Annotated in this window: 30 protein-coding genes; 4 read left to right on the top strand and 26 right to left on the bottom strand. The window is 67.6% G+C overall.

Annotated features, from left to right (window positions below; genetic code table 11):
• Positions 1-2: 2 nt before the first annotated feature.
• From fliS to Q9Q95_RS15760, 18 genes are all read right to left on the bottom strand, one after another.
• Positions 3-401 carry a flagellar export chaperone FliS gene (gene fliS / locus Q9Q95_RS15675; RefSeq protein WP_306098082.1) on the bottom strand — a complete coding sequence of 133 codons (399 nt, stop codon included), beginning with the start codon at positions 399-401 and terminating at the stop codon, positions 3-5.
• A 4-nt stretch (positions 402-405) separates the two neighbouring features.
• The gene (gene fliD / locus Q9Q95_RS15680) at positions 406-1,812 is read right to left on the bottom strand and encodes a flagellar filament capping protein FliD (RefSeq protein WP_306098083.1); all 1,407 of its coding nucleotides are present in this window, start codon (positions 1,810-1,812) and stop codon (positions 406-408) included.
• A gap of 42 nt (positions 1,813-1,854) precedes the next feature.
• Positions 1,855-2,991: a flagellar type III secretion system protein FlhB gene (flhB, locus tag Q9Q95_RS15685; protein ID WP_306098084.1), complete on the bottom strand. Its 1,137-nt coding sequence runs from the start codon at positions 2,989-2,991 to the stop codon at positions 1,855-1,857.
• Positions 2,991-3,761, bottom strand: a complete 771-nt coding sequence (gene fliR, locus Q9Q95_RS15690) for a flagellar biosynthetic protein FliR (protein WP_306098085.1) — start codon at positions 3,759-3,761, stop codon at positions 2,991-2,993. Before fliR ends, flhB begins: the two co-directional genes overlap by 1 nt.
• Before the next feature lie 115 nt (positions 3,762-3,876).
• The gene (gene fliQ, locus Q9Q95_RS15695; RefSeq protein WP_306098086.1) at positions 3,877-4,146 is read right to left on the bottom strand and encodes a flagellar biosynthesis protein FliQ; all 270 of its coding nucleotides are present in this window, start codon (positions 4,144-4,146) and stop codon (positions 3,877-3,879) included.
• Between the two features lie 2 nt (positions 4,147-4,148).
• Complete coding sequence (fliP, locus tag Q9Q95_RS15700) at positions 4,149-4,964, bottom strand: flagellar type III secretion system pore protein FliP (protein ID WP_306098087.1); 816 nt, start codon at positions 4,962-4,964, stop codon at positions 4,149-4,151.
• Positions 4,964-5,218 (bottom strand): flagellar biosynthetic protein FliO, encoded by a 255-nt coding sequence (locus Q9Q95_RS15705; RefSeq protein ID WP_306098088.1) that lies wholly within the window; start codon positions 5,216-5,218, stop codon positions 4,964-4,966. The genes fliP and Q9Q95_RS15705 overlap by 1 nt, the downstream gene beginning before the upstream one ends.
• Positions 5,215-5,514 (bottom strand): flagellar motor switch protein FliN, encoded by a 300-nt coding sequence (gene fliN, locus Q9Q95_RS15710; protein WP_306098089.1) that lies wholly within the window; start codon positions 5,512-5,514, stop codon positions 5,215-5,217. Before fliN ends, Q9Q95_RS15705 begins: the two co-directional genes overlap by 4 nt.
• A complete protein-coding gene (locus Q9Q95_RS15715) occupies positions 5,511-6,458 on the bottom strand; it encodes a flagellar motor switch protein FliM (RefSeq protein WP_306098090.1) in 948 nt (315 codons plus the stop codon). The genes fliN and Q9Q95_RS15715 overlap by 4 nt, the downstream gene beginning before the upstream one ends.
• Positions 6,459-6,464: 6 nt before the next feature.
• Positions 6,465-7,085, bottom strand: coding sequence for a flagellar basal body-associated protein FliL (gene fliL, locus Q9Q95_RS15720; protein WP_306098091.1), 621 nt, complete (start codon positions 7,083-7,085; stop codon positions 6,465-6,467).
• A 17-nt stretch (positions 7,086-7,102) separates the two neighbouring features.
• Entirely contained in the window at positions 7,103-8,530 is a 1,428-nt protein-coding gene (locus tag Q9Q95_RS15725; protein WP_306098092.1) for a flagellar hook-length control protein FliK, read from the bottom strand.
• A gap of 9 nt (positions 8,531-8,539) precedes the next feature.
• Complete coding sequence (locus Q9Q95_RS15730; protein WP_306098093.1) at positions 8,540-8,968, bottom strand: hypothetical protein; 429 nt, start codon at positions 8,966-8,968, stop codon at positions 8,540-8,542.
• Positions 8,969-9,066: 98 nt separating this feature from the next.
• The gene (locus Q9Q95_RS15735; RefSeq protein WP_306098094.1) at positions 9,067-10,395 is read right to left on the bottom strand and encodes a FliI/YscN family ATPase; all 1,329 of its coding nucleotides are present in this window, start codon (positions 10,393-10,395) and stop codon (positions 9,067-9,069) included.
• Positions 10,389-11,114, bottom strand: coding sequence for a FliH/SctL family protein (locus Q9Q95_RS15740; protein ID WP_306098095.1), 726 nt, complete (start codon positions 11,112-11,114; stop codon positions 10,389-10,391). The genes Q9Q95_RS15735 and Q9Q95_RS15740 overlap by 7 nt, the downstream gene beginning before the upstream one ends.
• Positions 11,107-12,117: a flagellar motor switch protein FliG gene (gene fliG / locus Q9Q95_RS15745; protein ID WP_306098096.1), complete on the bottom strand. Its 1,011-nt coding sequence runs from the start codon at positions 12,115-12,117 to the stop codon at positions 11,107-11,109. Before fliG ends, Q9Q95_RS15740 begins: the two co-directional genes overlap by 8 nt.
• The gene (gene fliF / locus Q9Q95_RS15750; RefSeq protein ID WP_306098097.1) at positions 12,114-13,760 is read right to left on the bottom strand and encodes a flagellar basal-body MS-ring/collar protein FliF; all 1,647 of its coding nucleotides are present in this window, start codon (positions 13,758-13,760) and stop codon (positions 12,114-12,116) included. Before fliF ends, fliG begins: the two co-directional genes overlap by 4 nt.
• Positions 13,761-13,764: 4 nt before the next feature.
• Positions 13,765-14,115: a flagellar hook-basal body complex protein FliE gene (fliE, locus tag Q9Q95_RS15755; RefSeq protein WP_306098098.1), complete on the bottom strand. Its 351-nt coding sequence runs from the start codon at positions 14,113-14,115 to the stop codon at positions 13,765-13,767.
• Positions 14,112-15,356 (bottom strand): sigma-54-dependent Fis family transcriptional regulator, encoded by a 1,245-nt coding sequence (locus tag Q9Q95_RS15760; RefSeq protein WP_306098099.1) that lies wholly within the window; start codon positions 15,354-15,356, stop codon positions 14,112-14,114. Before Q9Q95_RS15760 ends, fliE begins: the two co-directional genes overlap by 4 nt.
• Positions 15,357-15,573: 217 nt before the next feature.
• Between Q9Q95_RS15760 and Q9Q95_RS15765 the strand changes: the two genes are divergently transcribed.
• Together Q9Q95_RS15765 and Q9Q95_RS15770 are read left to right on the top strand one after the other, a co-directional pair.
• Positions 15,574-16,404 (top strand): flagellin, encoded by an 831-nt coding sequence (locus Q9Q95_RS15765; RefSeq protein ID WP_306098100.1) that lies wholly within the window; start codon positions 15,574-15,576, stop codon positions 16,402-16,404.
• A 190-nt stretch (positions 16,405-16,594) separates the two neighbouring features.
• Positions 16,595-19,237 (top strand): glycoside hydrolase family 3 protein, encoded by a 2,643-nt coding sequence (locus Q9Q95_RS15770; RefSeq protein WP_306098101.1) that lies wholly within the window; start codon positions 16,595-16,597, stop codon positions 19,235-19,237.
• Here the strand turns inward: Q9Q95_RS15770 and Q9Q95_RS15775 are convergent, their stop codons facing one another.
• The 8 genes from Q9Q95_RS15775 to Q9Q95_RS15810 all read right to left on the bottom strand — a co-directional run bounded on the left by Q9Q95_RS15775 (position 19,238) and on the right by Q9Q95_RS15810 (position 25,411).
• On the bottom strand, positions 19,238-19,972 hold the full coding sequence (locus Q9Q95_RS15775) for a sigma-70 family RNA polymerase sigma factor (protein WP_306098102.1): 735 nt from the start codon (positions 19,970-19,972) through the stop codon (positions 19,238-19,240).
• 29 nt (positions 19,973-20,001) lie between these two features.
• The gene (gene flhA, locus Q9Q95_RS15780) at positions 20,002-22,080 is read right to left on the bottom strand and encodes a flagellar biosynthesis protein FlhA (RefSeq protein WP_306098103.1); all 2,079 of its coding nucleotides are present in this window, start codon (positions 22,078-22,080) and stop codon (positions 20,002-20,004) included.
• 5 nt (positions 22,081-22,085) lie between these two features.
• Positions 22,086-22,973 carry a lytic transglycosylase domain-containing protein gene (locus Q9Q95_RS15785; protein ID WP_306098104.1) on the bottom strand — a complete coding sequence of 296 codons (888 nt, stop codon included), beginning with the start codon at positions 22,971-22,973 and terminating at the stop codon, positions 22,086-22,088.
• A gap of 62 nt (positions 22,974-23,035) precedes the next feature.
• The gene (locus Q9Q95_RS15790) at positions 23,036-23,347 is read right to left on the bottom strand and encodes a flagellar protein FlgN (protein WP_306098105.1); all 312 of its coding nucleotides are present in this window, start codon (positions 23,345-23,347) and stop codon (positions 23,036-23,038) included.
• On the bottom strand, positions 23,334-23,627 hold the full coding sequence (gene flgM / locus Q9Q95_RS15795) for a flagellar biosynthesis anti-sigma factor FlgM (RefSeq protein WP_306098106.1): 294 nt from the start codon (positions 23,625-23,627) through the stop codon (positions 23,334-23,336). The genes Q9Q95_RS15790 and flgM overlap by 14 nt, the downstream gene beginning before the upstream one ends.
• 70 nt (positions 23,628-23,697) lie before the next feature.
• Entirely contained in the window at positions 23,698-24,219 is a 522-nt protein-coding gene (locus Q9Q95_RS15800; RefSeq protein WP_306098107.1) for a flagella basal body P-ring formation protein FlgA, read from the bottom strand.
• Positions 24,220-24,272: 53 nt separating this feature from the next.
• On the bottom strand, positions 24,273-24,767 hold the full coding sequence (locus Q9Q95_RS15805) for a flagellar motor protein MotB (protein WP_306098108.1): 495 nt from the start codon (positions 24,765-24,767) through the stop codon (positions 24,273-24,275).
• A complete protein-coding gene (locus Q9Q95_RS15810; protein ID WP_306098109.1) occupies positions 24,764-25,411 on the bottom strand; it encodes a motility protein A in 648 nt (215 codons plus the stop codon). The genes Q9Q95_RS15805 and Q9Q95_RS15810 overlap by 4 nt, the downstream gene beginning before the upstream one ends.
• Positions 25,412-25,689: 278 nt before the next feature.
• Here Q9Q95_RS15810 and flgB point away from each other — a divergent pair, with 278 nt between their 5' ends.
• Positions 25,690-26,043 (top strand): flagellar basal body rod protein FlgB, encoded by a 354-nt coding sequence (flgB, locus tag Q9Q95_RS15815; protein ID WP_306098110.1) that lies wholly within the window; start codon positions 25,690-25,692, stop codon positions 26,041-26,043.
• A gap of 2 nt (positions 26,044-26,045) precedes the next feature.
• Complete coding sequence (gene flgC / locus Q9Q95_RS15820; RefSeq protein WP_306098111.1) at positions 26,046-26,456, top strand: flagellar basal body rod protein FlgC; 411 nt, start codon at positions 26,046-26,048, stop codon at positions 26,454-26,456.
• Position 26,457: the final 1 nt, after the last annotated feature.

Consider the following 26,457-nt stretch of genomic DNA (forward strand, 5'->3'; position numbering starts at 1 on the left):
GCTCAGGAAGCCCGCACGCTGGCCCAGGCGCCACCGATCTCCTCGAGGCTCGCCGCAGCTTCGCGGAACGGCTCGGGATCGATGCCGATGCTGGCGTGGAGCACCTGCTGGCGGAGCCCGTGATAGAAGGTCGCGAGCGTGCGCGACACTTCGCCGCCTTGATCGAAGTCGAGCCCGGCCTCGAGCGCGAACAGGATCGCAGTGGCGCGGGCGACACGCTCGCTCTTGATCGCGAATTGGCGGGTTTCGGCGGCGCAGGCGGCTGCGCGTAGCGCCGCGACGCCCTCTTCATAGAGCAAGCCGACGAGCCGGTGCGGGTCGGCACCGGTGGTGCGGCCGGCGAGATCGACCTGGCGATAGGTAGCCGCGGGATTGGCGAGCGGCGTGGCGTAGCGCGTCATGACGTCAATCGCCCCCGTTCCACGCCTTGATCTGCTGCTCGAGGAAGCTCTGCGTCGATTTGTACGCCGCCACCTTGGCATCCATCGCAGCGAATTGCTGGGTCATGCGGCTGCGCAACTTCTCGGTCGCGGCGAGCACGTTCTCTTTCGCATCCTCGACCTTGGTCTGCGCCTTTTCGTAATTCGCCTGGCTGACGCCGAGGCCGGTATCCTTGTTGGTCGCGCGGCTCGCGATTTCCGAAAGCGCTTTGGTGAGGCCGACGCCCTGCGCGAAGATCGCCTCGACTTCCTTGGGGAAAGTGGTGAGCGTCGTGGCGAGCCGGGTCGCGTCGACGGTGAGGCTGCCGTCGCGCTGTGTCGCCACGCCGATATCGGCAAGCGTGGCGGGATGATCGGTCGCGGCGTTAGGGACGAGTGTGGCGAGCGTCATGCCCTTGAGCTGGCGGAGCAGATCCTTGGCGGCGGGATCGCCGCGCAACGGTCCGTCGACGGCGTTCGTCGCTGCCTTCACCAGCTTGTACACTTCGTTCCAGGTTTCGACGAAGTTGGTGACCGACTGCTTGAGCTCGGTAGTCGGCGCCTTTGCGCCGATATTGACCTTGGTCCCGATCGCGGCCGAGACCAGATCCAGCCGGACCCCATCGATCAGCCCGTAGACGCTGTTGGTATTGTACGTCGTCTGGACGCCGTCCAATGCGACGATCGCGTTCTGCGCGGCGGTGTTGATGTCTGAGCCGCTCTCGTTGCGACCGATGTCGAGTTCGCGCAGCTGGCTGCTGCCCTTGAGTTCGAACGCCTGCGAGGCGCCTGTCGCGCCCTTGACCACCAGCCGCGCGCCATTGGCATCGGTCATGATCGACGCCGTGACGCCGGCATTGGCGGCGTTGATCGCGTCTGCGACGCCCGCAAGCGTGTTGTGGGCCGAATCGATCGTGATCGAAATCGGGTCTGCAGGACCGGCAGTGAACGACGTCATCGACGTGCCCGACACCGTAGCGGTGCCGAAGGTGAGCGTGAGCGTGCCCGTGCCGACCACCGTGTCCTCGCCGTTCGCGAACGGATCGGTGCTGGCGACCTGCGCCTGGGCGAGCTGGCGGACCTCGACCGAGGCGCTCAGTCCGGTGAGGTCGGCGCCGGCGAGCCGGGTGGCGGTGACCACGTCGCTCTTCGAGCTGGTCGGCTGGGTGGCGAGCGTGCCGCCGCTGGTCAGCGCCGCGAGCGCGCTGGCGAAATCGCTGATCGTGCTCTTGAGCTCGCTGACTTTGGAGATCTGCGCGGTCAGCGCGTCGGCCTTGGCAGTGAGCGCGGCATTCTTGTTCGCGAAGGTCGCTTCGACCAGTCCGGCGACGAGGGCGGTGACGTCGACTCCCGAGCCCGTTCCCAGCGTCTTCGCAATCGATTCGATGGCCATTGCTTCCCCCTGTCCCAATAAGCGGCAGCGCAGCGGCGCGCTTTAGGCCGGGCGCTCGATTTTCTGACCGTTTTCGTCGAACAAGGCGCCCGGCGGGACGGTGACCGGGGGCTGGCTGCCGCCGGCACGCTTGTTGATGCCGAAGACAAAGGCGAGGACGATCGCGATCGCGTGATACAGGTCGTCGCGGACCTCCTGGCCTTCGCGGCTGGTGTAATAGACCGCGCGGGCGAGTTGCGGATATTCGAGCACCGGCACTTCGAACTCGGCGGCGAGTTCGCGGATCGCGAGCGCGGTCTGGCCGCGCCCCTTGGCGACCACCACAGGGACCTGATCCTTGCCCTGATCGTAGCGAAGCGCGACCGAGAAATGGGTCGGGTTGGTCAGCACGACATGTGCGGTGGCGACGGTCTTTCGATAGCCGCCCTTGAGAATCTCGCGCTGACGTGCGCGCTGCTGCGCCTTCAGCTCGGGCGAGCCTTCGGATTCCTTATGCTCTTCCTTGACCTCCTGCTTGGTCATGCGGAGCTGACGGAAGTGGCGGATCATCTGGATCGGCAAGTCCACGCCGGCGATGATCAGCAGTCCCGCCGCCATCACGAACATCAGGGTCAGGAACTGGCCGCTCAGCGCTCCGACTGCGCCCGGCAGGTCAGACGAGACCTGGCCGAGCGAGCGGTGGGTGATCGAGCGCAGCATCCACGCGCCCATCGCGCCGAGCAGCAGCACCTTCAGCAGCGACTTGCCGAGCTCGATCAGCCCGGTCGGGCCGAACATCCGCTTGAGCCCCGACCCCGGATTGATCCGCGAGGCCTTGGGCGCGAACAATTTGTTGTTCCAGCCGATCGAGCCGAGCCCCGCCTGGCTGAGGATCGTGGCGATCATCGCCAACACGAACAGCCCGATCAGCGACGGCGCGAGCTTCCATCCCGCGCTCGCCAGCGGCCGCCACGGCTCGAAATGTTCGACATCGCCGCGCCCGAACGAAAAGCTTGCGGTCATCACTTCCTTGCACGCGGCGATCAGCGACGGGCCGAGGAACGCCATCCATACGCAGCCGATCAGGATCACCAATGCAGTGCCGAAATCCTTCGATTTGAGAAGCTGGCCTTCTTCGACCGCCTTGCGCTTGCGGCGGGCCGTCGGGGCTTCCGTCTTCTCGCCGAAGCTCTCGGACATCAGCCGAGCACCAGCCGCGGCGCGGCGTCGAGTGCCTCGCGGACGATGACGAGGAGGTAGTCGCCCATGGCCGGCAGCGCGAGCAGGATCGCGACCACGCCCATCGCCAGGCTGGCGGGCAGACCGACCGCGAACAGATTGAGCGCGGGCGCGGCGCGGCTGAGCATGCCGACGACGACGTTGAGGCAGAGCAGGAGGAAGCCGACCGGGAGCGCGAGCAGCAACCCGGCAAGGAACACATAGCCGCCGAACAAGGCGATGCCGAGCAATCGCTCGGGCGCGATCCATATCCCGGGCGGCACGGCCTCGTAGCTGCGAACGACGAGGTCGACGAGGACGAGATGGCCATCGACCGCGAGGAACAACAGAGTCAGCAGCAGCGACAGGAACTGGCCGAGCGCGGGGGTGGAATGGCCGCTATTGGGGTCGACGGCATTGGCGAAGCCGAGCCCCATCGACATGCCGATCACTTCGCTGGCGACCATAGGCGCGGCGAACGCGATCTGGAGCACGAAGCCGAGCGCAAGCCCGACCAGGGCCTCGGCGGCCACAGCCAGCATCGTCGTGAGCGAGAAGATCTCCGCGGGCGGGGTGATGTGGGTGGTGTTGATCACCAGGACGCCGATCGCCCCGGTAAGCGCGATCCGCGCGGGCAGCGGTACCGCGACTGCGCTGAACACCGGGGCGGCGATGAACGCCGCGCCGATCCGCACCATCGCGAACAGCAGGGCCCAGAGCTGCGGCTCGATCGAGAGGCCGAAGCCCATCATGGGCGACGGGGAAGCGCAAGCGTGCTCCCGCGAAAGCAGGAGCCCAAGGTTCCAGGCGCGTCGCCTGTGGCTCTGGGCTCCTGCTTTCGCAGGAGCACCGGGACGGAATCGGAATTCACTTCACCAGATCCGGGATGCGCTCGAAGATGCTCGTCGTGAAATCCCCGAGCAGCCCGAGGATCATCCCGCCGAAGATCACGAGGCTCACTGCCACGACGATCAGCTTGGGGACGAAGGTGAGCGTCTGTTCCTGGATCGAGGTCGCCGCCTGGACCATGCCGAGGATCAAGCCCGCCAACAGCGCCGGCAGCAGAATCGGCGCCGAGGCGAGCGCGACGACCCACATCGCCTCGCGCGCGACGGTCAGGAAATAATCGGCATCCATGCCTAGGTTCCGAAGCTCGCGGCGAGGCTGCCCATGGTCAGCGCCCAGCCGTCGACCAGCACGAACAGCAACAGCTTGAACGGCAGCGAGATGATCGTCGGCGACATCATCATCATGCCGAGGCTCATCAGCACGGTAGCGACGACGAGGTCGATGACGATGAAGGGGAGGAAGATCAGGAAGCCGATCTGAAACGCGGTCTTGAGCTCGCTGGTGACGAAGGCAGGGAGCAGCACCGAGAAGGGCACGTCGGCGGGGCTGGCATAAGGACCGCTCTTTGCCATGTCGGCGAACATCTTCACGTCGCGGTTGCGGGTCTGCTTGATCATGAAGCCGTGAAGCGCCTTGCCGGTGCCTTCGATCATCTGCGTCGCGCTGATCTGGCCGGCGGCGTAGGGCTGGATCGCCGTCGTGTTGGCCTGGTTGAGCACCGGCGCCATCACGAAGAAGCTGAGAAACAGCGACAGCCCGACCAGCACCTGATTGGGCGGGGTCTGCTGGAGCCCGAGCGCCTGACGCAGCACCGACAGCACGATGATGATCCGCGTGAAGCTGGTCATCATCAGCAGGATGCCCGGCAGCACCGTGAGCAGGCCCATGATGATGAGGACCTGCAACGACAGGCTGAGCGGCGCGTCGCCGCCGCCGAGATCGCCGAGCGCGCGATCGACCGCGTCGCCTACACCGGGGACGGGTGCCGGCGCCGGCACGCCTTGGGCGAATGCCGGCGCGGCGAAGAGAATGCAGAAAGCGAGCACCCCGACGAACAGGGCCGCGCGCCCGCCGATCGAGCGGGGAGTCGAAAGTCGTGCGAGCATCAGCTTTGCGCCTTGTCGACCAGCGTGACGCCGCTGCGGCTGACCGAGACGAGCAGCTTCTGCCCCTCGAACTCGACCACCGCGAGGCGGAGCCCGGGCGCCAGCATCATGGTTTCCTTGACCTGGACCATCCGCGTTCCCTGATTCTTGGGCAGCCGCGCCTCGAGCTTGCGCCACGCATAGAGGCAGCCGATCAGCAGCCCGCAGACGAGCGGGAGCAGGATCACCAGCTTGAGGATGTAGGACCACATCATGGGCGTGCGGTCCGCTTTTCCGGACTGACCAATTCGGTCATCCGCACGCCGAACTTCTCGCCGACGGTGACGACCTCGCCGCGGCCGATCAGCGTGCCGTTGACGAAGATGTCGAGCAGTTCGTTGGCGTCGCGATCGAGCTCGATCACGCTTTCCTCGCCCAAAGCGAGCAGCTCGCGCAGCGACAGCGACGTCGAGCCGATCTCGACGGTCAGCTTGACGTCGACATCCTGCAGCAGCCGGAAATTGGCGGCCACCGAAGTATCGACGGGGAAGCCCCCGGCCATGTCGTTCATCGGAAATCCTCTTCGCTGAGCTCTTCGAGCTGGGTGAGCCGGACCGCGGCGCGGCCATTGGCAGTGCCGACGAGGCCGGTGCCGAGGCGGCGCGACGCCACCATCACCGGAACCTCGGGGCCGAAATCGATCGGGATCACGTCGCCTTGCTTGAGATCGAGCAGCATACCGAGCGGGACGACCGGCTCGGCCAGCACCGAGCGGATCGGGAATTTGACGCCCATCACGGCGCGGGTGAGGCCGCTACGCCATTCGGGCTCGACTTCGGCAGACAGGCCATGGACCTTGACCATCAGCGCCGCGGCATGCGGCTTGAGCGCCGCGACGGGATACAGGATGTCGATGAATGCGGGCTTGCGCTCGCCGAGCGCGATGCCGAAGCGCGTGACGACGATGGGGTCGTCGCCAGAAAATTCGGGAAGCGCGCCGATATTGGCGCCCTCGATCCCGCGGAACCCGACGCGGGTCAGCGGCTCCCATGCGGCTTCGAGCGGTGCCGCGAGCAGGTTCGCCAGACGCAGCGTCAACGCTTCGGCCGCGGGAGTGAATTCGGCCGGCAGCGGATTGGGCGCCTCGCCGTCCCCGCCGAAAAAGGCATCGAGCAGTTCGAACAGATAGTTGCCGTCGAGCGCCAACTGAACCCGCGCCCTCGCATTGCCCATCGTGAGCGGCTGCCACGCGGTGAGGGAGTGGCCGCGCTCGGCGCGATAATCGGCCCAGCGCTGCACCGAGAGCGGCTCGGCCCAGCTGCGCACATCGGCGCGCGAAACCCCGTCGAACACCGGCTTCAAGGACTTGGCCAGCCGCGCACAAAGATGCTGCAGCGTGACGAGGTCGCCGAACGGGTTCAGGTTCGCGCTACCCAGCGCCGGCGCGTGTTCCGCGCTGGCCCGGGGGCGTTCCCGCCGTTCGATGCTGCCGAGTTCTGAAGGGGCGTTAACCATGCCCGTTCACTGAACAATGAAATTGGTAAAGTAGACGTTACTTACGCCTCCGAAACCTTCCTTTTCCTTCAGCACCGCGTTGATCGCCTTGACCAGCCGGTCCTGGATGTGGCGCTTGCCTTCGGCAGTGAAGACTTCTTCCTCGCTGGTTTCGCCGAGCGCCATCAGCACCTGCGAGCGGATCGCGATCTCGTGGGTCTTGATGTTCTCGAGAACGCGCTCGTCATAGGGCGTCGACACTGCGATGCCGACCTGAATGAAGTGGACGCTGTCCTGGAGGTTGGACGTGAATTCCTTCTCCATCGGATAATAGCTCGATGCATATTTGTCGCCGCCCTCGCCCTTGGGCGTCGGCTTGCCGTGGCCGCCTTCGGAGGCGCCGCCCTCGCCATGGCCCTCGCCGCCTTCCGCCTTCAACGCGGCGCGCTTCTCCTCGCTCTTCGCGACCAATCTGGGTTCGTCCGATTCGGCTTCGGCCGGCTTCACGCTGAACCAGCCGGCCTGCATGCCATAGACCGCGGCGCCGCCGCCGCTGCCGAGCAGGGCGATCGGGATCCCGACGAGGATGAGCAGCTTGCCGCCCTTCTTCTTGCGGGGGGCCTGGGGTGCTTCATTGGTATCGGCCATGACGGGCTCCTTCGATCTCAGGCGATGCGGTCATCGTCGGCAGCGCCGACGGCGGAATCGGTGACGGGGCGCGGCGCGAGCGGCTGCCGCGGCGCAGATTGCTCGCGGCCCTCACGATTGGGGCCCTGCCCTGCCGCGCCGCTTTCGAAGCTGGTCTGGCCGAGCTTGAGCCCGCGTGCCTCGGCAAGCTCGCTCAGCCGCGGCTGGGCATCGGCGATCAGCTGGCGCGCGGCCGGCGTCTCGGTGGTGAAATGGACATGGACCCGATCGCCTTCGTGGCGGATCGAGACGTCGACCTTGCCCAGCGCTTCGGGGGCAAGGCTGAGGCGCGTCTCGCGGACGGGCGCGGCGTCGCGCAACGCCTCGATATGTTCGACCATCCTGCCCGTCCATTCCTGACCGCGCGTGTCGAGCGCGCCGTGTTGAATATCGGCCGCGGCAGGCACGGCATGCCGCGGCGCGGCCTCGGGCGCGGCAGGAAGCAAAGCGGGCGCGACCGAATCCATGGCCGGCGCCCGGCGCAGCGGCGCGGGCGCGGGCGCGGGCGGCACGCTTGCGGCGATGGTCACGATAGCCGGGTCGATCGCCGCAGGCGGCGGCGCCAGGATGGGCGTCCGCAGCGATTGCACCGTTCGGGCCTGTTCGGGAGCGTCCTGGGCCGGTGCCCTACGCAGCTGCGCCGGCGCCTTGGCCGCCGGCCGGGTCGCGACTTCCAAGGTGGGCGCAGGTGCCTCGGCTGGACGGATGCGCTGTTCGATCTGCGTGATCGGAGCAGCGGCTCTGCCAACCGTGGCGCTCGGGATCGTGGGTCCGGCCTTGCTCGCCGGACGAGGGGAAGCGGGGGCGGTCGGTACGGCAACAGCCGACGGGTCGCCGGTCGGATTTGGCAGCGCCTTCACTTGCGCCTGTTCGGCAATGGCGAGCGTCGGCAAAGTCGCCGGCGCAACTGCACGTTCCGGAGCACCGGAAGTCGATGGAAGCTCGGGCGCTGCACCAGCTTCGCTCGGGAGCGTCGCAACGGCGGAGAGATCGGCAAGCGCAGCGGCGGCTTGCGGGCGCGGCGCGCTCGCGTCCACCCCAATCTCGATCGCGGGCACGAGAGCAGCAGCTATGGACGCCGGCTGCGGAACGGGTGTCGTTGCGAACCAGGCGAAGGCGATGTCGGCGCCATCCTCAGGTGCATGCCGCTCCTCGGCGCTGTCCTCGCACTCGATGCCGATCGTCTGCTCCGGCAAATCCTTGCCGGCTTGGGCAAGCTCTTGCCGTCCGGACGGCAGCACCGCGCTTTCACCCTTCGTCGTCGGCAAGACGAGCGCGCCCGGCGCGAGCACGAAGCTGCTGGTGCCCCCGGATGCGAGCAGGACAGGACGAACCGGCCCGTGCGGCATGGGAAGGAGCGACGAAAGCTGGATCAAGTGCGAAACCCCCGGGGTGAAACTGGTCACCCCCGCGGTTCAGCAAATATCGTGCCGTTTTCTGGTAGTGGCCGGAAGCGCCTCGAGTTCCCGAAGCGCCTTGAGCGCGGCCTTGGCATCTTCGCGCTCGATGAGCTTCTCGATCGCATTCTGGTCGCGATGCGCTTCACGGGTGGCGGCGCGGGCGGATTCGAGGCCTTGCTGCGCGACGACGACGCGGCGCTCGGCGGCATGGGCGGACTGGTGAAGCCGGTCGCGATAATGCGCGGCGGCGATCAGCGAGGTCGCGAACGCAGGTGCGGGCGCCGCGACGGGCGCGACATTGTCGGCGAGGGCGGCGATGCGCTCGCGCAACGTCTGTTCCTGATCGACCTTGCTGCGCGCGTGGATTTCGGCGGCACGGACCTGGTCGAGCTGGAGCGTGCGAACCCGCAAAAGCCGTTCGAGCTTCTTCACGGTCCTAGGCATTTTTGCTGTCCCGCACCGGCCCGCTCCCCCACCCGGCCACCCATATGATACTGCCGTTGGGTGGCCGGGTGGGGGAGCGGGCTGGCACCGTCGTCAGGTCACGCATCGCCGAACACGCCGGTCAGCTCGGCGACGGCGTCGGGCAACGCCACTATTTCGTCCGCGCCCTGGCGGATATATTCCATCACCGCGGGGTGGCAGGCGATGGCCGCATCGATCTCGGGATCCGCGCCGGGGCGATACGCGCCCATCAGCACGAGATCGCGATTTTCCTCATAGGTGGCGAGGTGGCGGCGCAGCACGCGCGCGGCGTGGACATGCTCTCTCGCGGCGATGTCGGTCATCACCCGGCTGACGGAAGGTCCGAGATCGATCGCGGGATAGACGCCGCGCTCGGCAAGCGCCCGGCTGAGCACGATATGGCCGTCGAGGATCGAGCGGGCGCTGTCGACGACCGGGTCGTTGCCGTCGTCGCCATCGGCGAGGACGGTGTAGATGGCAGTGATCGACCCGCCCGACGACACGCAGGTGCCGGCGCGTTCGATCAGGCTGGGCAGCATCGCGATGGCGCTCGGCGGATAGCCGCGCGCGCTGGCGGGCTCGCCGAGCGCAAGGCCGATCTCGCGGCCGGCATGCGCGACACGAGTGAGCGAATCCATGATCAGCAGGACCTTCTTGCCCTCGGCACGGAAGGATTCCGCGATGGCGGTGGCGCGGAGCGCGCCGCGGATGCGGAGCACCGGCGAATGGTTGGCGGGGACGGCCACCACCACCGAGCGCGCGCGCGCGGCACCGAACACCTTGGTCTCGAGGAAATCGGCGACTTCCCGCGAGCGCTCGCCGATGAGGCCGACCACCACGACATCGGCCTGCGCCGCGCGGACGATCATCCCGAGCAGCACCGACTTGCCGACCCCCGAGCCGGCCATGATGCCGACGCGCTGGCCCTGGCCGATGGTGAGCAGCCCGTTGATCGCGCGCACGCCGACGTCGAGCGGCTCGAGCACCCGGCCGCGATCGAGCGGCGACTGGAGCTTGCCGGCGAGCGGCCATTTGCGCGCGCCCCGGATCGGCCCGAGCCCATCGATCGGCTTGCCCGCACCATCGACGACACGGCCGAGCAAGGCGGCACCGACTTCGGCCTCGCCGGGCGAGCCGACCGGCCGCACCGGCGCATTGGGGAGCAAGGCGGCGGGGCCACCGAGATTCATCATCAGCGTCTTGCCGCCGCGGAATCCGATCACTTCGGCCTCGACGCGGCTGGCGCCGTCGCCGATCGCGCAGACCGTGCCGACCGGGAGCGAGAGCCCGACCGCTTCCATCAGCAGGCCGTCATAGGAAGACAGGCGGCCCGACACCTTGGCGCGGGGCGCAAAATCGCGGCAGCCGAGGCCGTCGAGATAATCGTCGGTGAACTTGTTCAGCATGCGGGCGGGATCGGAACGCGGTCGATCGCGAGCGCGAGTTGCTCGAGCCAGATCTCGGGACCATCCTCGACGATCGTCGAGGCGCTTTCGATCACGAAGCTGCCGCGGGTGACATGCGGATCGCCGACCGGAAAGATCGCCGCGGGGAGCTTGCCCTGGACGAGCGGGACATCCTCGGGGTGCAGCCGCAGCAAAGCCGATTCGGCGCCGTCGGCGAGCAAGTCGACCGCGGCGGCGATCCGTGCGGCGAGGATATCGGGCGCGATACCGGCGTCGCCGATCATCCGCTGAACGAGATGGAGCACGGTCTGGCGGAGATGCCCCGCCATCCGCTCGCGATCGAAATGCGCGCCCGCGGCGAGCGCTTCCGACACCTGATCGAGCAAGGCGGCCTCGCGGGCGCGGGCCTCCCCTAGTTCGGCGAGCGCGGCGGCGCGGCCCTCGGCGAATCCCGCTTCGTGCGCGGCGGCGATCGGGTCGACGAACGCTGCCGGGGTCGCCGGCGCCTCGGCCGCGAACGGATCCCAACCCTCGGTGGGGTTCGTTCCCGGATCGGCGGGCGAGAAATGGCGCGGCGACACCGCGGGCTCCTCGAAGCCGCGGCGGCCGATGCTGCCGACATCGGCGGCGGCAAAGGCGCTACCCTCGCCGAAGGCGCGCTGGAGCACGTGTGCGGCGGCATGGATGCGGCCGGCGAAGCCGGGGGCGAAATCAGACATAATCGTCGTCGCCGCCCTTGCCCGGCATCTGCAGCGTGCCGTCCTTCACGAGGCCGCGGGCGATCGCGATCATCACCTTCTGCGCATCGAGCACATCGGCGAGCTTCATCGGCCCGCGCGCTTCCATCTCGTCGCGGATGCCGTCGGCGGCGCGGCTCGACATGCAGCCGAGGAAGCGATTGCGGACATCCTCCTCGACTCCCTTGAGCGACTTGGTGAGGATGTCGGCATCGACGCTGCGGATCAGCGTCGAGAGATTCTTGTCGTCGAGCTCGAGCAGATTGTCGAAGACGAACATCGCTTCCTCGATCGCCTTGGCCACTTCCCGGTCGATCTTGGCGAGCTTGGGCATCACCCTTTGCTCGGTGAGCTTCCGCGCGCCCGACAGGATCTTGGCAGCCTCGCGGGTGCCGCCGAGCTGGAGCCCGATCGATTTCCGGGCGCTGCGGGCCCGGCTGGCGAGCATCGCCTTCAAGGTCTCGATCGCCTCGGGCGGCACCGGACCCAATTTGGCGACGCGGCGCAGGATCTGCGGCTGAACGTCCTGCGGCAAGTGATCGAACACCTGCGCGGCGACTTCGGAATCGAGCTGGGCAAGCAACACCGCGGCGATCTGCGGATGCTCCTCGGCGATCATCGCGGCGATCTCTTCGGGCTCGAACCATTGCAATTGCTCGAGCCCCGCATTGGCGGCGGGCGGCATGATCCGCGCGAGCACGCCCTCGGCGCGTTCGCTGCCGAGCGCCCTGGTCATCATGCCGGCAATCTGCGGGCGCGGATCGAACACCACGCTCGAACGGCCGCGCGCCTTGAACACGAAATCGTCGAGCACCTGATCGACTTCGGCCTCGCTGACGTCGGCGACGGTGAACATCGCCTTGCCGAGATCGCGGACCTCATCGGGATCGAGCTTCTGGAGGATGGCCGCAGCCTCTTCCTCGCCGACCAGCATCATCAGCACCGCGGCGCGCTCGACTCCGTTGAAACTGCGCAACGCGTTCATGCCGCGTCCGCCTTGATCATGTCGCGCACCGCGAGCGCGGCGCGGGCGGGGTTCTCGCGGGTGAAGCCGCGCACCAGACCGACGCGATCGTCATAGCTGTTGCCGCGGTCTTCGAGCATGTCGATCGACACGCTGGGGAGCGGCGCAGGCGCACCCTCGGCATTGGGATTGCCGATCGGAAGGCCGGGGCGCTGGGTGGCGTCCTCGCGCTTCTTGAGCAGCGCCCTGGAGAGCGGGCGGACGCCGAGGAAGAGCACGAGCAGGGCAATCACCAAAGCGGTCGCGTTGCGCGCGGCCATCGGCACCCATTCGGCTTCGTACCATGCCGGGCCGGTCTTGGCGGCGTCGGCTGCGGCGCTGAACTTGCGGCTGATCACGGTGACCTGATCCTGCCGCGTCGCGTTGTAGCCGACCGCGGCGCGAACCAGCTCGCTGAGCTGATTGATCTCGGCAATGCCGCGCGGCTTGCCGTTCTCCTCACGCAGCACCACCGCGACCGAGAGCCGGCGGACATTGCCGGGCGTGGCGCGGGTGACCGAGATTTCCTTGCCGGTCTCGTAGGTGCGGGTGAAACTGTCGCTCTGCTTGGTCTGCGGCGCCGCGGCGGGGGCGGCAGGCGTGATCGCAGCGGCACCGCCGGCGTTGGGCGCAACCAAGGTGCTGGCCGGGGGCGGGGTGTTGGAAAGCGTGCCCGGAATCCCGCCCGGAGTCTGGCCGTCCTTCGAGGTTCCGGTCCATGCGCCTTGTTCGGCGCGCATCACCTGTCCCTGCTTGTCATAGCTTTCGCGGGTAGCCTGACTTTCGTCGAGATCGACATCGGCCTGCACCTCGGCAGTGAAATTGCCTGCGCCGACCAAAGGCGTCAGCAACTGGGCGAGCTGCTCGCGATACTTGTCCTCGACGCGGCGCTGGAAGTCGATCCGCGTATCGCCGGCGCTGGCGTCCTTGCCGCCCGATCTGGACAGCAACGCGCCCATCTGATCGACGATCGTCACGGCATCGGGCTGCATTCCCGGCACCGACGAGGCGACGAGATTGACGATCGCGCGGATTTGCGCGTCGCCGAGCGCGCGGCCCGGCTGGAGCTTGACGATGACGCTGGCCGAGGGCGCGGCGCGATCACGGACGAAGGCCGAGGCCTCGGGCGTGGCGAGATGGACGCGCGCCTCGGCGACGGCGTCGATCTCCTGGATCGAGCGGGCAAGCTCGGTCTCGCGCGCCTGACGGAGGCGCTCGCCCTCGACTGCGCGGCTGACGCCCATCGGGAGATTGTCGAGAATCGCGTAGCCGCCCGGCGCGGCCTTGGGCAGGCCTTCGCTGGCGAGGAGCATCCGCGCCTTGTGATACTCTTCCTCGGCAACGGTGATTGAGCCCGAGCCGTCGATGCTGTTGGCGATATTGGCGCCGTCGAGTGCCGACGAGATCGCCGCTTTGTCGGCATCGCTGACATTGGCGAACAGGATGCGCTGGGGCGAGGTCGACACCATCGACCAGGCGATGAAGCCGGCGAGGACGAGGCCGATGAGGAAGACGAACGGCAGGCTGCGCTTGACCGCAGGCTGGCCGAGCAGGCCGCTGACCTGCTTGAGCGGTTCGAAGCGAGCCGGGGTGCCGGCGTCGGTGGGTGCGAGGGCATTGCTCATCGGATCAGACCGGCATGCTCATGATGTCCTTGTATGCGGACAATAGTTTGTTGCGGACTTGCAGGGTCGCCTCGAAGCCGACCGAGGCCTGCTGGCGGGCGAGCATCACCTTGGCGATGTCGATGGTTTCGCCGCGTTCATAGGCTTCGGACAGCGCACCGGCCTGCGCCTGCGCCTGGTTGACCGACTTGAACGCGTCCTGAAACGTGTCGACGAAGCTCGCCGGCTTGCTCTCGGCGGGCGCGGTCGGGGTCGGCGCCTGCTGGGCGCGGCCGAGCGCGGCGTTGCGCTCGAGGATCTGCGCGCGGAGCGCGAGGACGCGGTCGACGCTCATCGGCGCGGTGACGCCGCTCATGCCGAGATCGCCTGGGCGATGTCTTCACCCTGTTCGCGTGCCTTGGCGAGGCGGTACCGCAAGGTGCGTTCGGAGATGCCGAGACGTTTGGCGGTCTCGATCCGGCTGCCGTTGCACTCGGCCAAGGTTTCGCGGATCGCCTGGAATTCATGCATCTGGACGATGTTGCTGAGCGTCTCCGGGCGCTCCTGCCGCATCTCCGGCCGGCGATCGAAGATCAGATGCTCGGGCGCGATCACATCGCCCGGCGCGAGCAGGAGCGCGCGCTGGATGACGTTCTCGAGCTCGCGGACATTGCCCGGCCAATCGTGATCGGTGAGGATCTCGACCGCTTCGGCGGTGATCCACGGCAGCGACGAACGGGTGCCCGCGTGACGCAGCACCATCGCCGCAGCAAGCGCGGCGATGTCGCCACCGCGCTCGGCGAGCGCCTTGGTGGCGAGCGGGAAAACGGCGAGACGATAATAGAGATCGGCGCGGAAGCGGCCGGCAGTGACTTCGCCCTGCAAGTCGCGATTGGCGCAGGCGATGACGCGGACGTCGATCTTCTCGGGCACCGTGCCGCCGATCGGAACGACTTCGCGCTCCTGCAGCGCGCGAAGCAATTTTGCCTGGAGCCCGAGCGGCATCTCGGCGATTTCGTCGAGCAGCAAGGTGCCGCCATTGGCGGCGCGGAAGAAGCCCTGCCCGCCCGACGACGCGCCGGTGAACGAGCCCTTGTGGTGGCCGAACAGCATCGCTTCGAGCATCGTCTCGGGAAGCGCGGCGCAATTGATCGCGACGAACGGGCCGTCGCGGCGCGTCGAACCCATATGGATCGCCTTGGCGAGGACTTCCTTGCCGGTGCCAGTGGGTCCGTTGATCAGAACGGTGATGTCCGAGGCGGCGACGCGCTCGGCCAATGCGAGCAAGGCGAGGCTTTCGGGATCGGCGGCGACCGGCTCCCACGGGCCACGCGCCATCGCGCTGGCGAAACCGGCGCCGATCGCGGCATCGTCGCTGCCATAATTCAGCCGGGCGGGATTGCCGTCGCGGAAGGGGACGGCGACGCGTTCGCCTTCGCCGAGAATGAGGGTGCGGGCCGGTGCCGGCAGAACCTCGCCATCGGCGATCAGGAACAGATCCTGCGCGCCGGGCTTGCCGTCCTCGCACGATCCGATCGCGAAACCCTGCGCGCGAAGCGCCGAGACGAGAGCGTATTTCTGCCGGAGAACTGCTGCCGAAGGAACGATCGAGCGCATGTGTGACCCCCTGTTGTGAGCGTTCTTTGGGGCAAGGTTGGTTAACGCGCCGTAAAACTACGTAACGACGCACTTCTGCGGTCCCCGCCCGTCTACGCGCGCGCGTGATGGACGATTTTTTTGCTTAAGCCGGGAAATGCGCTGCCGTTCCTTGGCTTGGCGGCTCCGCTTTCCCGTTCAGGGGGGACGCGGGAAGCCGACGAGCATGGAGATGAACATGACTGTTATCGGAACCAACATCGCCTCGCTGCGTGCTTCGAACGCTTCGAACTCGGCGAACAAATTGCTGGGCACCGCGATGGAGCGCCTGTCGACCGGCAAGCGCATCAACAATGCGAAGGACGACGCCGCCGGCCTCGCCATCGCTTCGACGATGACCGCATCGATCCGCGGCATGAACCAGGCGATCCGCAACGCAAATGACGGCATCTCGCTGGCCCAGACCGCCGACGGCGCGCTGGACGAAGTGAGCAACATGCTGCAGCGCATCCGCGAGCTGGCGGTCCAGTCGGCTTCGGGCACCTATAGCAGCACCGACCGCGCCAATCTCGACAAGGAAGCGACTGCGTTGACCACGCAGATCCAGTCGATCCTCAAGGACACCAAGTTCAACGGCGTCACGGTGTTCGATTATGCCGCGACCGACACGGCGAGCGACGACGTCACCATCCAGGTCGGCATCAACAGCACCGACACCGTCGCGCTGACCAAAGCGTTCTTCGACAGCGACAATTTCGAGGCCGCCGACTTCAAGGTCGACACCGCCACTGCCGCCGGCACCACGCTGACCAATGCCGACGCCGCGCTGACCGCGGTCAACACCGCCCGCGCCACGCTCGGTGCGTCGCAGAGCCGGCTCGAATCGGTGGTCAACAACCTGACCACCAACGTCACCAACCTGTCGGACGCGCGCAGCCGCATCGAGGACGCCGATTTCTCGGCCGAGACGACCGCGCTCGCCAAGGCGCAGATCCTGTCTCAGGCTTCGACGGCGATGCTCGCCCAGGCGAACCAGAGCCAGCAAACGGTTCTTTCGCTGCTCCGTTAAGCGCGTGCCGGTCGGGGTGTCACCCCCCTGACAGGCACCGCGGCCGGTCACCTCTCCGCGTTGGAGAGTGCGCAAGAGGAACCCCGGTGGTCCGCGTGACCGCCGGGGTTTTCCTTTGCCCGAGGTTGTGACTGGTAGCGCTACCAGAAATGGGTTAGCCTCGTTCCAGACGATAATGGAGAGGCCGAGAGTGACGAGGAAGCTGGTGATCGCGCTTGCGCTGACGACGCCCGGCGCATGGGTACCGCTGGCGAGCGCACAGACCGCCGCCGCCGGAAAACTCGGCGACCCCTCCGCCACGCCCGAGCAGCGCGCGCGCGACGTGATCGCGCGGATGACGCTGCAGGAAAAGGCGCACCAGCTCGGCCATACCGCCCCGGCGATCCCGCGATTGGGCGTGCCCCGATATAATTGGTGGAACGAGGGCCTGCACGGCGTCGCCCGCGCCGGCATCGCCACCGTGTTTCCGCAAGCGATCGGCATGGCGGCATCGTGGGACGCGCCCTTGCTCCACCAGGTCGGCGACACGATCGCGACCGAATTCCGCGCCAAATATGTCGAGCGGCGGCACCCCGACGGGGGCAGCGATTTCTATCGCGGGCTGACCGTGTGGTCGCCCAACATCAACATCTTCCGCGATCCCCGCTGGGGCCGCGGTCAGGAAACCTATGGCGAGGATCCCTATCTGTCGGGGCGCCTCGGCATCGCGTTCATTACCGGGCTGCAGGGGAACGATCCCAAATTCCTGAAGACCGTGGCGACCTCGAAGCATTTCGCGGTGCATAGCGGCCCCGAGAGCAACCGTCATCGCGAGGACGTCCATCCGAGCCCGCACGACCTCGAGGACACCTATCTCCCTGCGTTCCGCGCGACGGTGACCGAGGGCAAGGTCGAATCGGTCATGTGCGTGTACAACGCCGTCAACGGCGTTCCCGGCTGCGCGAGCAGCTTCCTGATGGACGACATCCTCCGCAAGAGCTGGGGCTTCAAGGGCTATGTCGTGTCCGATTGCGGCGCGGCGGCGAACATCTATCGCGAGGACGCGCTGCACTACACCAGGACCGCCGTCGAGGGCGTCGCCGTCGGCATCAAGGCCGGCATGGACCTGATCTGCGGCGACTATCGCAACAAGATGACCACCGAGCCCGAGAATATCGTCGCGGCGGTGAAGGCGGGGCAGCTGCCCGAGGCAGTCGTCGACCGCGCGCTCCAGCGGCTGTTCGAGGCGCGGATCCGGCTGGGGCTGTTCGATCCGCAACTGCCCTTCGCCAACATCACTGCCGAGGAGTATGACACGCCCGGGCACCACGCGCTCTCCCGCAAAATGGCGGAAGCGTCGATGGTCCTGCTCAAGAACGAGGGCGACCTGCTGCCGATCAAAGGCGAGCCGAAGACGATCGCAGTGATCGGCCCCAATGCCGACAGTTTCGACGCGCTGGTCGGCAATTATTACGGCACTCCGTCAAAGCCGGTTACCGTGCTCGATGGAATCCGCGCGCGCTATCCCAAGGCCAGGATATTGCACGTGCAGGGAACCGGGCTGATCGGGCCGGCCGAAGTGCCGGTGCCCGACGACGCGCTTTGCGTCGACGCGGCCTGTGCGGCGCGGGGACTCAAGGTCGAGTTCTTCGAGGGCGCGAACCTCGAAGGCGCCGCGACCGAGAGCAGCACCCAGCCCAATGCGCGCTTCGAATGGCGCGGCGATCGCGAGAGTTCGGCGCGCTGGACCGGCACGCTCGTCGCGCCCGAGAGCGGCGAATATGGGTTCCGCTTCGCCAGCGAGAATGGCTATCGAATCTGGGTCGACGACAAATTGGTCGTCGACGAATGGGGCGTCGGCGACGCGCCATCGATCCTGTCGGGCACGATCGCGCTCGAGAAAGGCCGGAAGTATCCGCTGCGCGTCGAGGGCTTTCAGCGCGGCCAGCGCAGCAGCCAGCAACTGGTGTGGAGCCTGCCGAGCGCCGATGGCGATCATGCCGTCGCCGCAGCGAAACAGGCCGATCTCGTGATATTCGTCGGCGGCCTGTCGGCGCGGATCGAAGGCGAGGAGATGAAGGTACAGGCACCCGGCTTCGCGGGGGGCGACCGCACCAGCCTCGATCTGCCGGCGCCGCAACAGAAATTGCTCGCCCAGCTGCATGCGGTGGGGAAACCCACGGTGCTCGTGCTGATGAACGGCAGCGCGCTGGCGGTGAATTGGGCCGACGCGCACGTCCCGGCGATCGTCGAGGCCTGGTATCCGGGCGGCGAGGGCGGGCATGCGGTGGCCGGGCTGCTCGCCGGCGATTTCAGCCCCGCCGGACGGCTGCCGGTGACCTTCTACCGATCTGCCGACCAGCTTCCGCCCTTCTCCGACTATCGCATGGCCGGGCGGACCTATCGCTACTTCGCCGGCGAGCCGCTCTACCCGTTCGGGCACGGGCTCAGCTATACGCGCTTCCGCTATGGGACGCCGACGCTGAGCAATGCCCGGGTGGGCGCGGACGGCAAGGTCACCGTGACCGTCGAAATCAGCAATATCGGCACGCGTGACGGCGATGAGGTCGCCCAGCTCTATGTGTCGCATCCGGGCACCAGCGGTGCGCCGGTGCGCGCGCTGGAGCGTTTCGAGCGGGTGCATCTGAAGAAAGGAGAGACGCGGCGGGTGCGTTTTGCCCTCGATGCGCGGGCACTGAGCCTCGTCGACGCGGAGGGCATTCGCCGGCTCGTACCGGGACGCGTCGACCTGTGGATCGGCGGCGGCCAGCCGACCACGCGTGCGGGATTGCCGGCTGCGGCGGGCGTGGCCGCGCGGCTCGAGGTCACGGCAGGCGCAGTGCTGCCGAAATAGTCAGCCGAGACGCCGCTGGAGCGCGCGCCTGAGCCGGGCGTGCGCCGAGGCCTTGATCTGGCAGACGCGCGCGGCGCCGACGCCGAGCACCTGACCGATCTCCTCGAGGTTGAGTTCCTCGACATAATAAAGCTGGATCACCTGCGCTTCGCGGGTGGGAAGCTCGGAGATCGCGGCGATCAGCGCCTCGCGCTGGTCGCAATCGGCGAGCTGGTCGAAGGCATTGGGCTCGTCGGACATGAACCATGGCGATTCGTCCGAGTACATCTCGTCGATCGAGTCGAAACGCACTGCCTCCGCAGTGGCATATTCGGCGCGGAGCTTTTCGGGCGTGACCCCCAGCCTCTCCGCGACCTGCAAGTCGTTCGGGGCGTGGCCGATCTCGGTGGCGAGCGCGGATACCGTTTCCTGATAGGCCTTGCGCCGCCGCATCGCGCCGCGGGTGAGCGTCGCCTGGCGGCGCAATTCGTCGATCATCGCACCGCGGACGCGGGTGACCAGATATTGCTCGAAGGTCACCTGGCCGCGATCCTCGAAGCCGCCGACCGCCTCGATCAACGCGACCATGCCGATCTGGATCAGGTCCTCGATATCGACGATCGCGCTCATCGAGCCATGGACGTGCCAGGCGATGCGGCGCACCAAAGGCAGGTGTTTCCGAACCATCGCCTCGGCGTCGCGCTGCGGCGAGGGCCCGCGTTCATAGGTCAGCGGCTGGCATGCGAGAGAAGCCATGTCTTTGAGGTTCCCCGGGGAGTAGGCGTTCATGCGGGCAGCGCCTCCGGCGCACCGATCACCGCGACGACTTCGACGGCCTTGTCTTCGGGCACTTCGAAGAAGCTCATCACCGGCGTGTCGGGAAGGATGGATCTGATCAGCTTGCGGATCGCGACGCGGATCGCCGGCTGGACGACCAATGCGAAGGGCTTGGCATCGGCGATCAGCGGCGCGGCGGCGCGCTGGAGCGCATCGGCGATGCGGCGGCCGAGATCGGGCTCGATCGTGTGGCGGCGCGACGGATCCGATCGCACGGCCTGCCCCAGCAGGGATTCGAGCTGACCTTCGAGCGTCATCACGCGCAACGGCTCACGCACCCCGCACAGCCGCTGGATGATCAGCGGGCCGAGATCGGGGCGGATCAGCTCGAGGACCTCCTCGGCGTCGAGCGTCTTCTGCGCGGACACCGCGATCGCGGCGGCGATCCGGCGGAATTCCTTGAGCGGGATATTCTCCATCAGCAGCCCGCGCAGCACCGTGGTGAGCGTGGTGAGCGGCACCGGCTGCGGGCACAGCGCCGCGACCAGCGACGCGGCACGGTCCTTGAGCCCGTCGAGCAATGCCTGGACCTCGTCGGGGCCGAGCAGGTCGGCGGCGTTCTGGATCAGGACGTGATTGAGATGCGTCGCGACGACGGTGCCTGGATCGACGACGAGATAGCCGGCGCCGGTCGCGGCATCGGCGTCGCCGCTGGCGACCCAGACCGCGTCGAGTCCGAAGGTCGGGTCGCGCACCGGCTTGCCGGGGAGCTTGCCCACCGCCTGGCCGGTATCGAGCGCGAGCATCTCGTCGGGCGAGACGCTGTCCTCGCCGACCACGACGCCGCCGATGACGATGCGATAGGTGAAGGGGGACAGATTGATGTCGTCGCGGACGCGGACCTGCGGAATGACGAAGCCGAGCTCCTTCGAGAGCTGGCGGCGCACCCCGGTGATCCGGCCCATCAGCGGACCGCCGCGGCGCTCGTCGACCAAAGGCACGAGCCCGTAGCCGATGTCGAGCATCACCTGCATGTTGTCGGTGACTTCCTCCCAGCCGATCTTCGAGAGATCGGCGGGCTCGGCAACCGGCTCGGGCGGCGGCGGGCGATTGGCGTGCGCGCGCATCTTCCACGCCGCGAACCCGGCGGCGGCGGCGGCGGGCAGGATCACCAGATGCGGCATGCCGGGCATCACCCCGAGCAGGCCGAGGATCACCGCGACCGGGGTCCAGGTCTTGTGGCTGCCGAACTGGCTGCCGATCTGGCCGGCGAGATCGTGCTTCGAATTGACCCGGGTGACGATCGCGGCTGCGGCGATCGACAGCACCAGAGCCGGCAGCTGCGCGACCAGGGCGTCGCCGATCGCGAGCATGATATAGGCCTGCGCGGCGTCGCCGACCGTCATCTGGTGGCTGACCACGCCGAGGATCAGACCGCCGACGATGTTGATCGCGAGGATCAGCAGCCCGGCGATCGCATCGCCCTTCACGAACTTGGACGAACCGTCCATCGCGCCGTAGAAATCGGCTTCGGTCGATACTTCGATGCGGCGCGCGCGTGCTTCGTCCGGCGTGATCAGACCGGCGTTGAGATCGGCATCGATCGCCATCTGCTTGCCGGGCAAGGCGTCGAGGGTGAAGCGTGCGCTGACTTCGGAGACGCGGCCCGCACCCTTGGTGACGACGATCATGTTGATGATCATCAGCACCGCGAACACGACGATGCCGACGACATAGTCTCCGCCGATCAGGAAGGTGCCGAACGCCTCGATGACATGGCCCGCCGCGGCGCCGCCCTCATGCCCGTTGACCAACACCACGCGCGTCGAGGCGACGTTGAGGCCGAGGCGGAACAGAGTCGCGAACAGCAACACGGTTGGGAAGGCCGAGAAATCGAGCGGCTTCTGCGCGTTCAGCGCCACCATCAGCACCGCGAGGCTGATCATGATGTTCATGATGAAGAAGATGTCGAGCAGGAAGGCCGGGATCGGCACGACCAGCAAGGCGACCAGCAACAGGATCGCGCCGGGAAGCGAGAAGCTGCGGAGTGCCGGCGCGAGGCCGGCGGGGAGCGTCGGACCGTTCACGCGGATCAGGCCCCCAGCCTGGCGAGCATCAGATAAGCGAGCTTGGCGGTCTCGGGCGTCGGCCGCAGCGACTCGAGCCACGCGCCGCCGGCCAGTTCGGTGTTGCCGCGTGCGGCCTTGAGCTGCGCGAGCGTCGTCTCGACCCAGTGGCGGTCGCTATCGACCGCGTTGTTGCCGAGCACGACTTCGGCGCCCTCCATGTCGGCGCCGAAAGCGTCGAGCCCGTTGGAGAGCGCATCGAAGCCGTCCGAGGCCCGCCCGGGGGCGCCGACCGCAGCGGCGCCCTGATCGAGCTTGCCGGCGAAGCGCGAATAAATCTCGCCCAGCGTGCGCGGCTGGCCGCTCGAGGCGTAGAAGATGCTGCGATTGGCGCGCGCGGCGGCGGGGAACATCGCCGCGCCGGTGCGGCCCGGATTGCTTTCCATCGCGCCGAGGAATTTGGCGGCGCCGCCCTGCCCCAGGAAATGCGCCATGTAGAGATCGGTGCCGGTGGCAGGCCGATCGAGCCTTTGCTCGAGCGCGGCCTTGTTGTCCGAGGCATGCTCGGCGGCCATCAAAGCGGCGGTACCCGGATCGCTGCGCATGTCGAGGATCGCGCGGCGAGTGGCGGGATCGCTGACGACATAGCGGCCGCTCGCGGTCTGCCGGATCGAATCCGACGCCCAGCCGAGACCATGTTCGGCGCCATGATTCTTCATCACGCCGAGCCAGCTCTGCTCGATGAACTGATAGAGGCCGGTGGCGCTGGAAGTGGTGGCGCGCGCATTGGCGCGCATGCCGCTCTCGACCTGCGCCTGACCCAGCAGATAGTTGAAGTCGATTCCGGTCTTGCGGCTGGCGGCGGCGATTGCCGTCTGGATGCCTGCCTTGCTGTTGACCGATACGATGCTCATCGACCCCTGATCCGATTGCCCTTGATAGGGCGCAGATCAGCAAGGACCGTGCCAGTCGGACCTCAGGCTAGCGCATATCCACCCGGCCGATAGGCCGGCGCCGTCTCGCCGGAAAGAAGTTGCAGGCGGCGGCGGACATTTGCCGCCATCAGATTGACGTAAATCCGGCAAGTCTCGTTGAGGCGGTGCGCCTCGGCGGCGAGTTCCTTGACCTCGGGCGAGGGCGCATCGCCTTCGTAGAGTGCGACCGTGTCGATTCCCGAAAGCTTCGCGCGCGTCGCCGCTTCGAGCGCGGCGACGTCGTTCGCCTTCAGCGCCGCGATTTCGGCGTGAAGCGATTCGATGACATGGATCAGCGCGTCACGCCGGGTCATTGGGGCTCCATTCGAGCTTGAGCGCGAGCAGCCGGTCGGCGATCGTCGAAGGGTAGATCGGGAATTTGCCGTCCTCGATCGCCTTGCGGATCTTGGCGACGCGCTCGGCGTCGACCGGGGGTTTGGCGGCCATCGAACTCGACAGCGCCGCGGCGCTCGATTCGACGGGCCTGACCCCGCCGGAGACCGGTTTCGCCACCTCCACCGGAGCGGCGGGAGCGACCGGCGCAATACGACGGTCAGCGACCGCGCCTGCCTTGTTGCCGATGGGATCCACCATTGCTGCTTCCTCGGGAAACTAATCCTGCAGCGATAGGAACGGCCGCTTTATCGAGGCCTTTAGCAAAAAATCATTCGGCCCAACCGGGGAGCCGCGCGCGACCCGGTTCGAGCGCGACTGCCTGGATCGGCGGCTTCCTGTCGTCGACCTTGACCATCAGTCGTGCGCCGGCGGCGGCGTCGCCCATCGCGATGCCGTCGCGCGAGATCGAGAAGCCGGGCGAGCCGGCCTCCACCGTGATCGGATCGCCGCGGCGGATCACCGGCGCGGCCTTGACCGCGACGACGGGCGCCGGCGCTGCCGAGTCCGGGACGGGCCTCGGCTGCGGCACCGCATCGACCGGCACATAGATCCGCCACGCCGGCGCCATGCAGCGGACCACCACGGCATCCTTCGCCGCGCTGCGCCATTCGAGCTGGGGCGCGGCGCAAGCCTGAAGCCTGAGTCTCTTGTCCACCGGCGTGCGCGCGCCGCCTTGCTCGCCTATGCCGACGCCGGTGAACTGGGCGACGATCGCGTCGAGAACCGGGGTCGACTGGAAATCCTGCGCGGCGGCGGGCGTGGCGGCGGCAAGCGCCAAGGACAGCAGCATGGTCGTCTCCTCGAGCGAAACGGAGCGGCAAGAGCGGGTTGCCGGGCGGCAGATCATTGCCGGCCCCCGTCATAACCGAGCGAAAGCACTGCGCGGCGGTGACCGCGCGCAGTGGCGATGGCGATGCGCTCGGGCGCGACGGCGCCCGACCGGATGAGCATGGCGGCGACCGCGCGGGCGCGATCGGCGGCGAGGATCGGCCCGCTGCCGGTGAGCGGGTCGACATCGGCGGCGCTGCCGTCGACTTCGCCGATGATACGCAGCCGCGTGCGCGGGTCGGCCGCGGCGGCGTGTGCCCAGCCGAGCGCGGCACTGGCGTCGGGAAGCTGTGCCGAACCAGTCGCAAACCCGCTCACCGTGGCGAGATCGACCGGCATCGCCGGGGCATTCTCTTTGACGCCGAAGCCCGCGCGAAAGCCGGCGGCGAGCGTATTGGCATCGACCTGATTGGCCTGGAGCAGCACGAAGAAACCAACCAGCAGCAAGGCAAGGTCGGCGAGCGTGGTCAGCCAGATCGGCCGCGCGGGAAGATCGTCTTCGGCGATCATGCCGCAAGCTCCTGCGCGCCATGGCGCGGCTGGACGGTGGCGAGCTCGGCAAGCGGCGCGACGATCCGGGCGCGCTCCTGCGCCTCGTGGCGCGCGTGGCGCTTGAGCCGCGCCGCCACCGGGGCGGCGATCAGGCTGGCGACGACCGCACCATATAGCGTAGTGAGCAACGCGACCGCCATCGCCGCGCCGATCGTCGCCGGATCGCGCATCGCCGTGAACATCTGGACGAGCCCGATCAGCGTGCCGATCATGCCCATCGCCGGGGCGATATCGGCGGCGGCGCTCCACATCTCGGCAGCGGCGCGGTGCCGCTCGAGCCGGGCGAGGCGGCGCTGATCGAGCAGCAGGGTGATCCGTTCGGGCGCGGCGCCGTCGACGATTTCGGCGATCGCGGCCGCGATATCGGGGTCGCTGATCACCGCGCGATCGAGCGCGATCACGCCGTGACGGCGCGTGATGCGGGTGAAGGCGCCGATCTGCGCGAGCAAGGGCTCGGCATCGAAGCGGCGGCGCCCGAGCGTCCCCAATGCCGCGATGCCGCGGCCGAGATCGCCTAGCGGAGTCCGCAGCAGGATGGCGACCACCGTACCGCCGAGCACGATGGCAAGCGCGATCGGATCTATGAAAGGCGCGAAGTTCATGCGCTCCCGGTTGCAAGGCGCGGGCCAATCTTCATCGTCATCCGGCGAACGCCGGGACCTCGGGCGAAGGCGTGGGTAGGGAGCCGCACGAGGCCCTGGCTTTCGCCGGGATGCCGTGGATAGAGAGTGGTCCGTCGCGGCAGCCCGTTGCCGCTCGACCGGCAAACCCTTGCCGCCCCTCCCTCGCATAGAGGCAAATCGAGCGCCCGGCACGCCTTGCCGCAAATTGGCACGGCCATTGCAGCGACACGCCCGAACTTTTGTGCGGGAGACGTGCAATGCCCAATAACAGCCTCTTCGGCGTACACGGCGCAGCGCTGACCGTGCGCTCGCAGCGCATGGGCGTGCTCGCGTCGAACATCGCCAATGCATCAACCCCGGGGTACAAGGCGAAGGACGTTGACTTCCAGGCCGCGCTCGCCTCGATCGAGACCCCCGGGATCTCGCGCGACGCCGCGATGGACTCCGCGACGCTCTATCGTGTTCCGCTCCAGCCGAGCCAGGACGGCAACACCGTCGAGCTCGCCACCGAACAGACCGCCTTTGCCGAGAATGCCGTCGCCTATCAGACGACCCTGTCGTTCCTGAATGGCCGCATCTCGACGATCACCCGCGCGCTCCGAGGAGAATGAGCATGGCCGATCAGCCGCTCTCGATCTTCCAGGTCTCCGGCCGCGCGATGAGCGCGCAATTGCTGCGAATGAACACCACCGCGTCGAACCTCGCCAACGCCGGTACCGTCGCATCGAGCCCCGAGGCCGCATATCGCACGATCAAGCCGGTGTTCCGCAGCGCCTTCGACGCGGCTTCGGGCCTTTCGACCGTCGATGTCGAGCAGATCGTCACCGCCGGCGCCGAGCCGACCAAGCGCTACGATCCGGGCAATCCGCTCGCCGACGCGGACGGTAATGTCTGGGAGAGCGCGGTCGATGAGACCCGCGAGCTCGTCGACATGCTCGAATCGTCGCGCACCTATCAGAACAATGTCGAGGTCATGCAGACTGCCAAGCAGCTGATCGTCGACACCCTCAAATTGGGCCGCTGAT

Source organism: Sphingomonas sp. DG1-23, assembly GCF_030730875.1.
In the GTDB taxonomy this organism is placed as follows: Bacteria; Pseudomonadota; Alphaproteobacteria; order Sphingomonadales; family Sphingomonadaceae; genus Sphingomonas.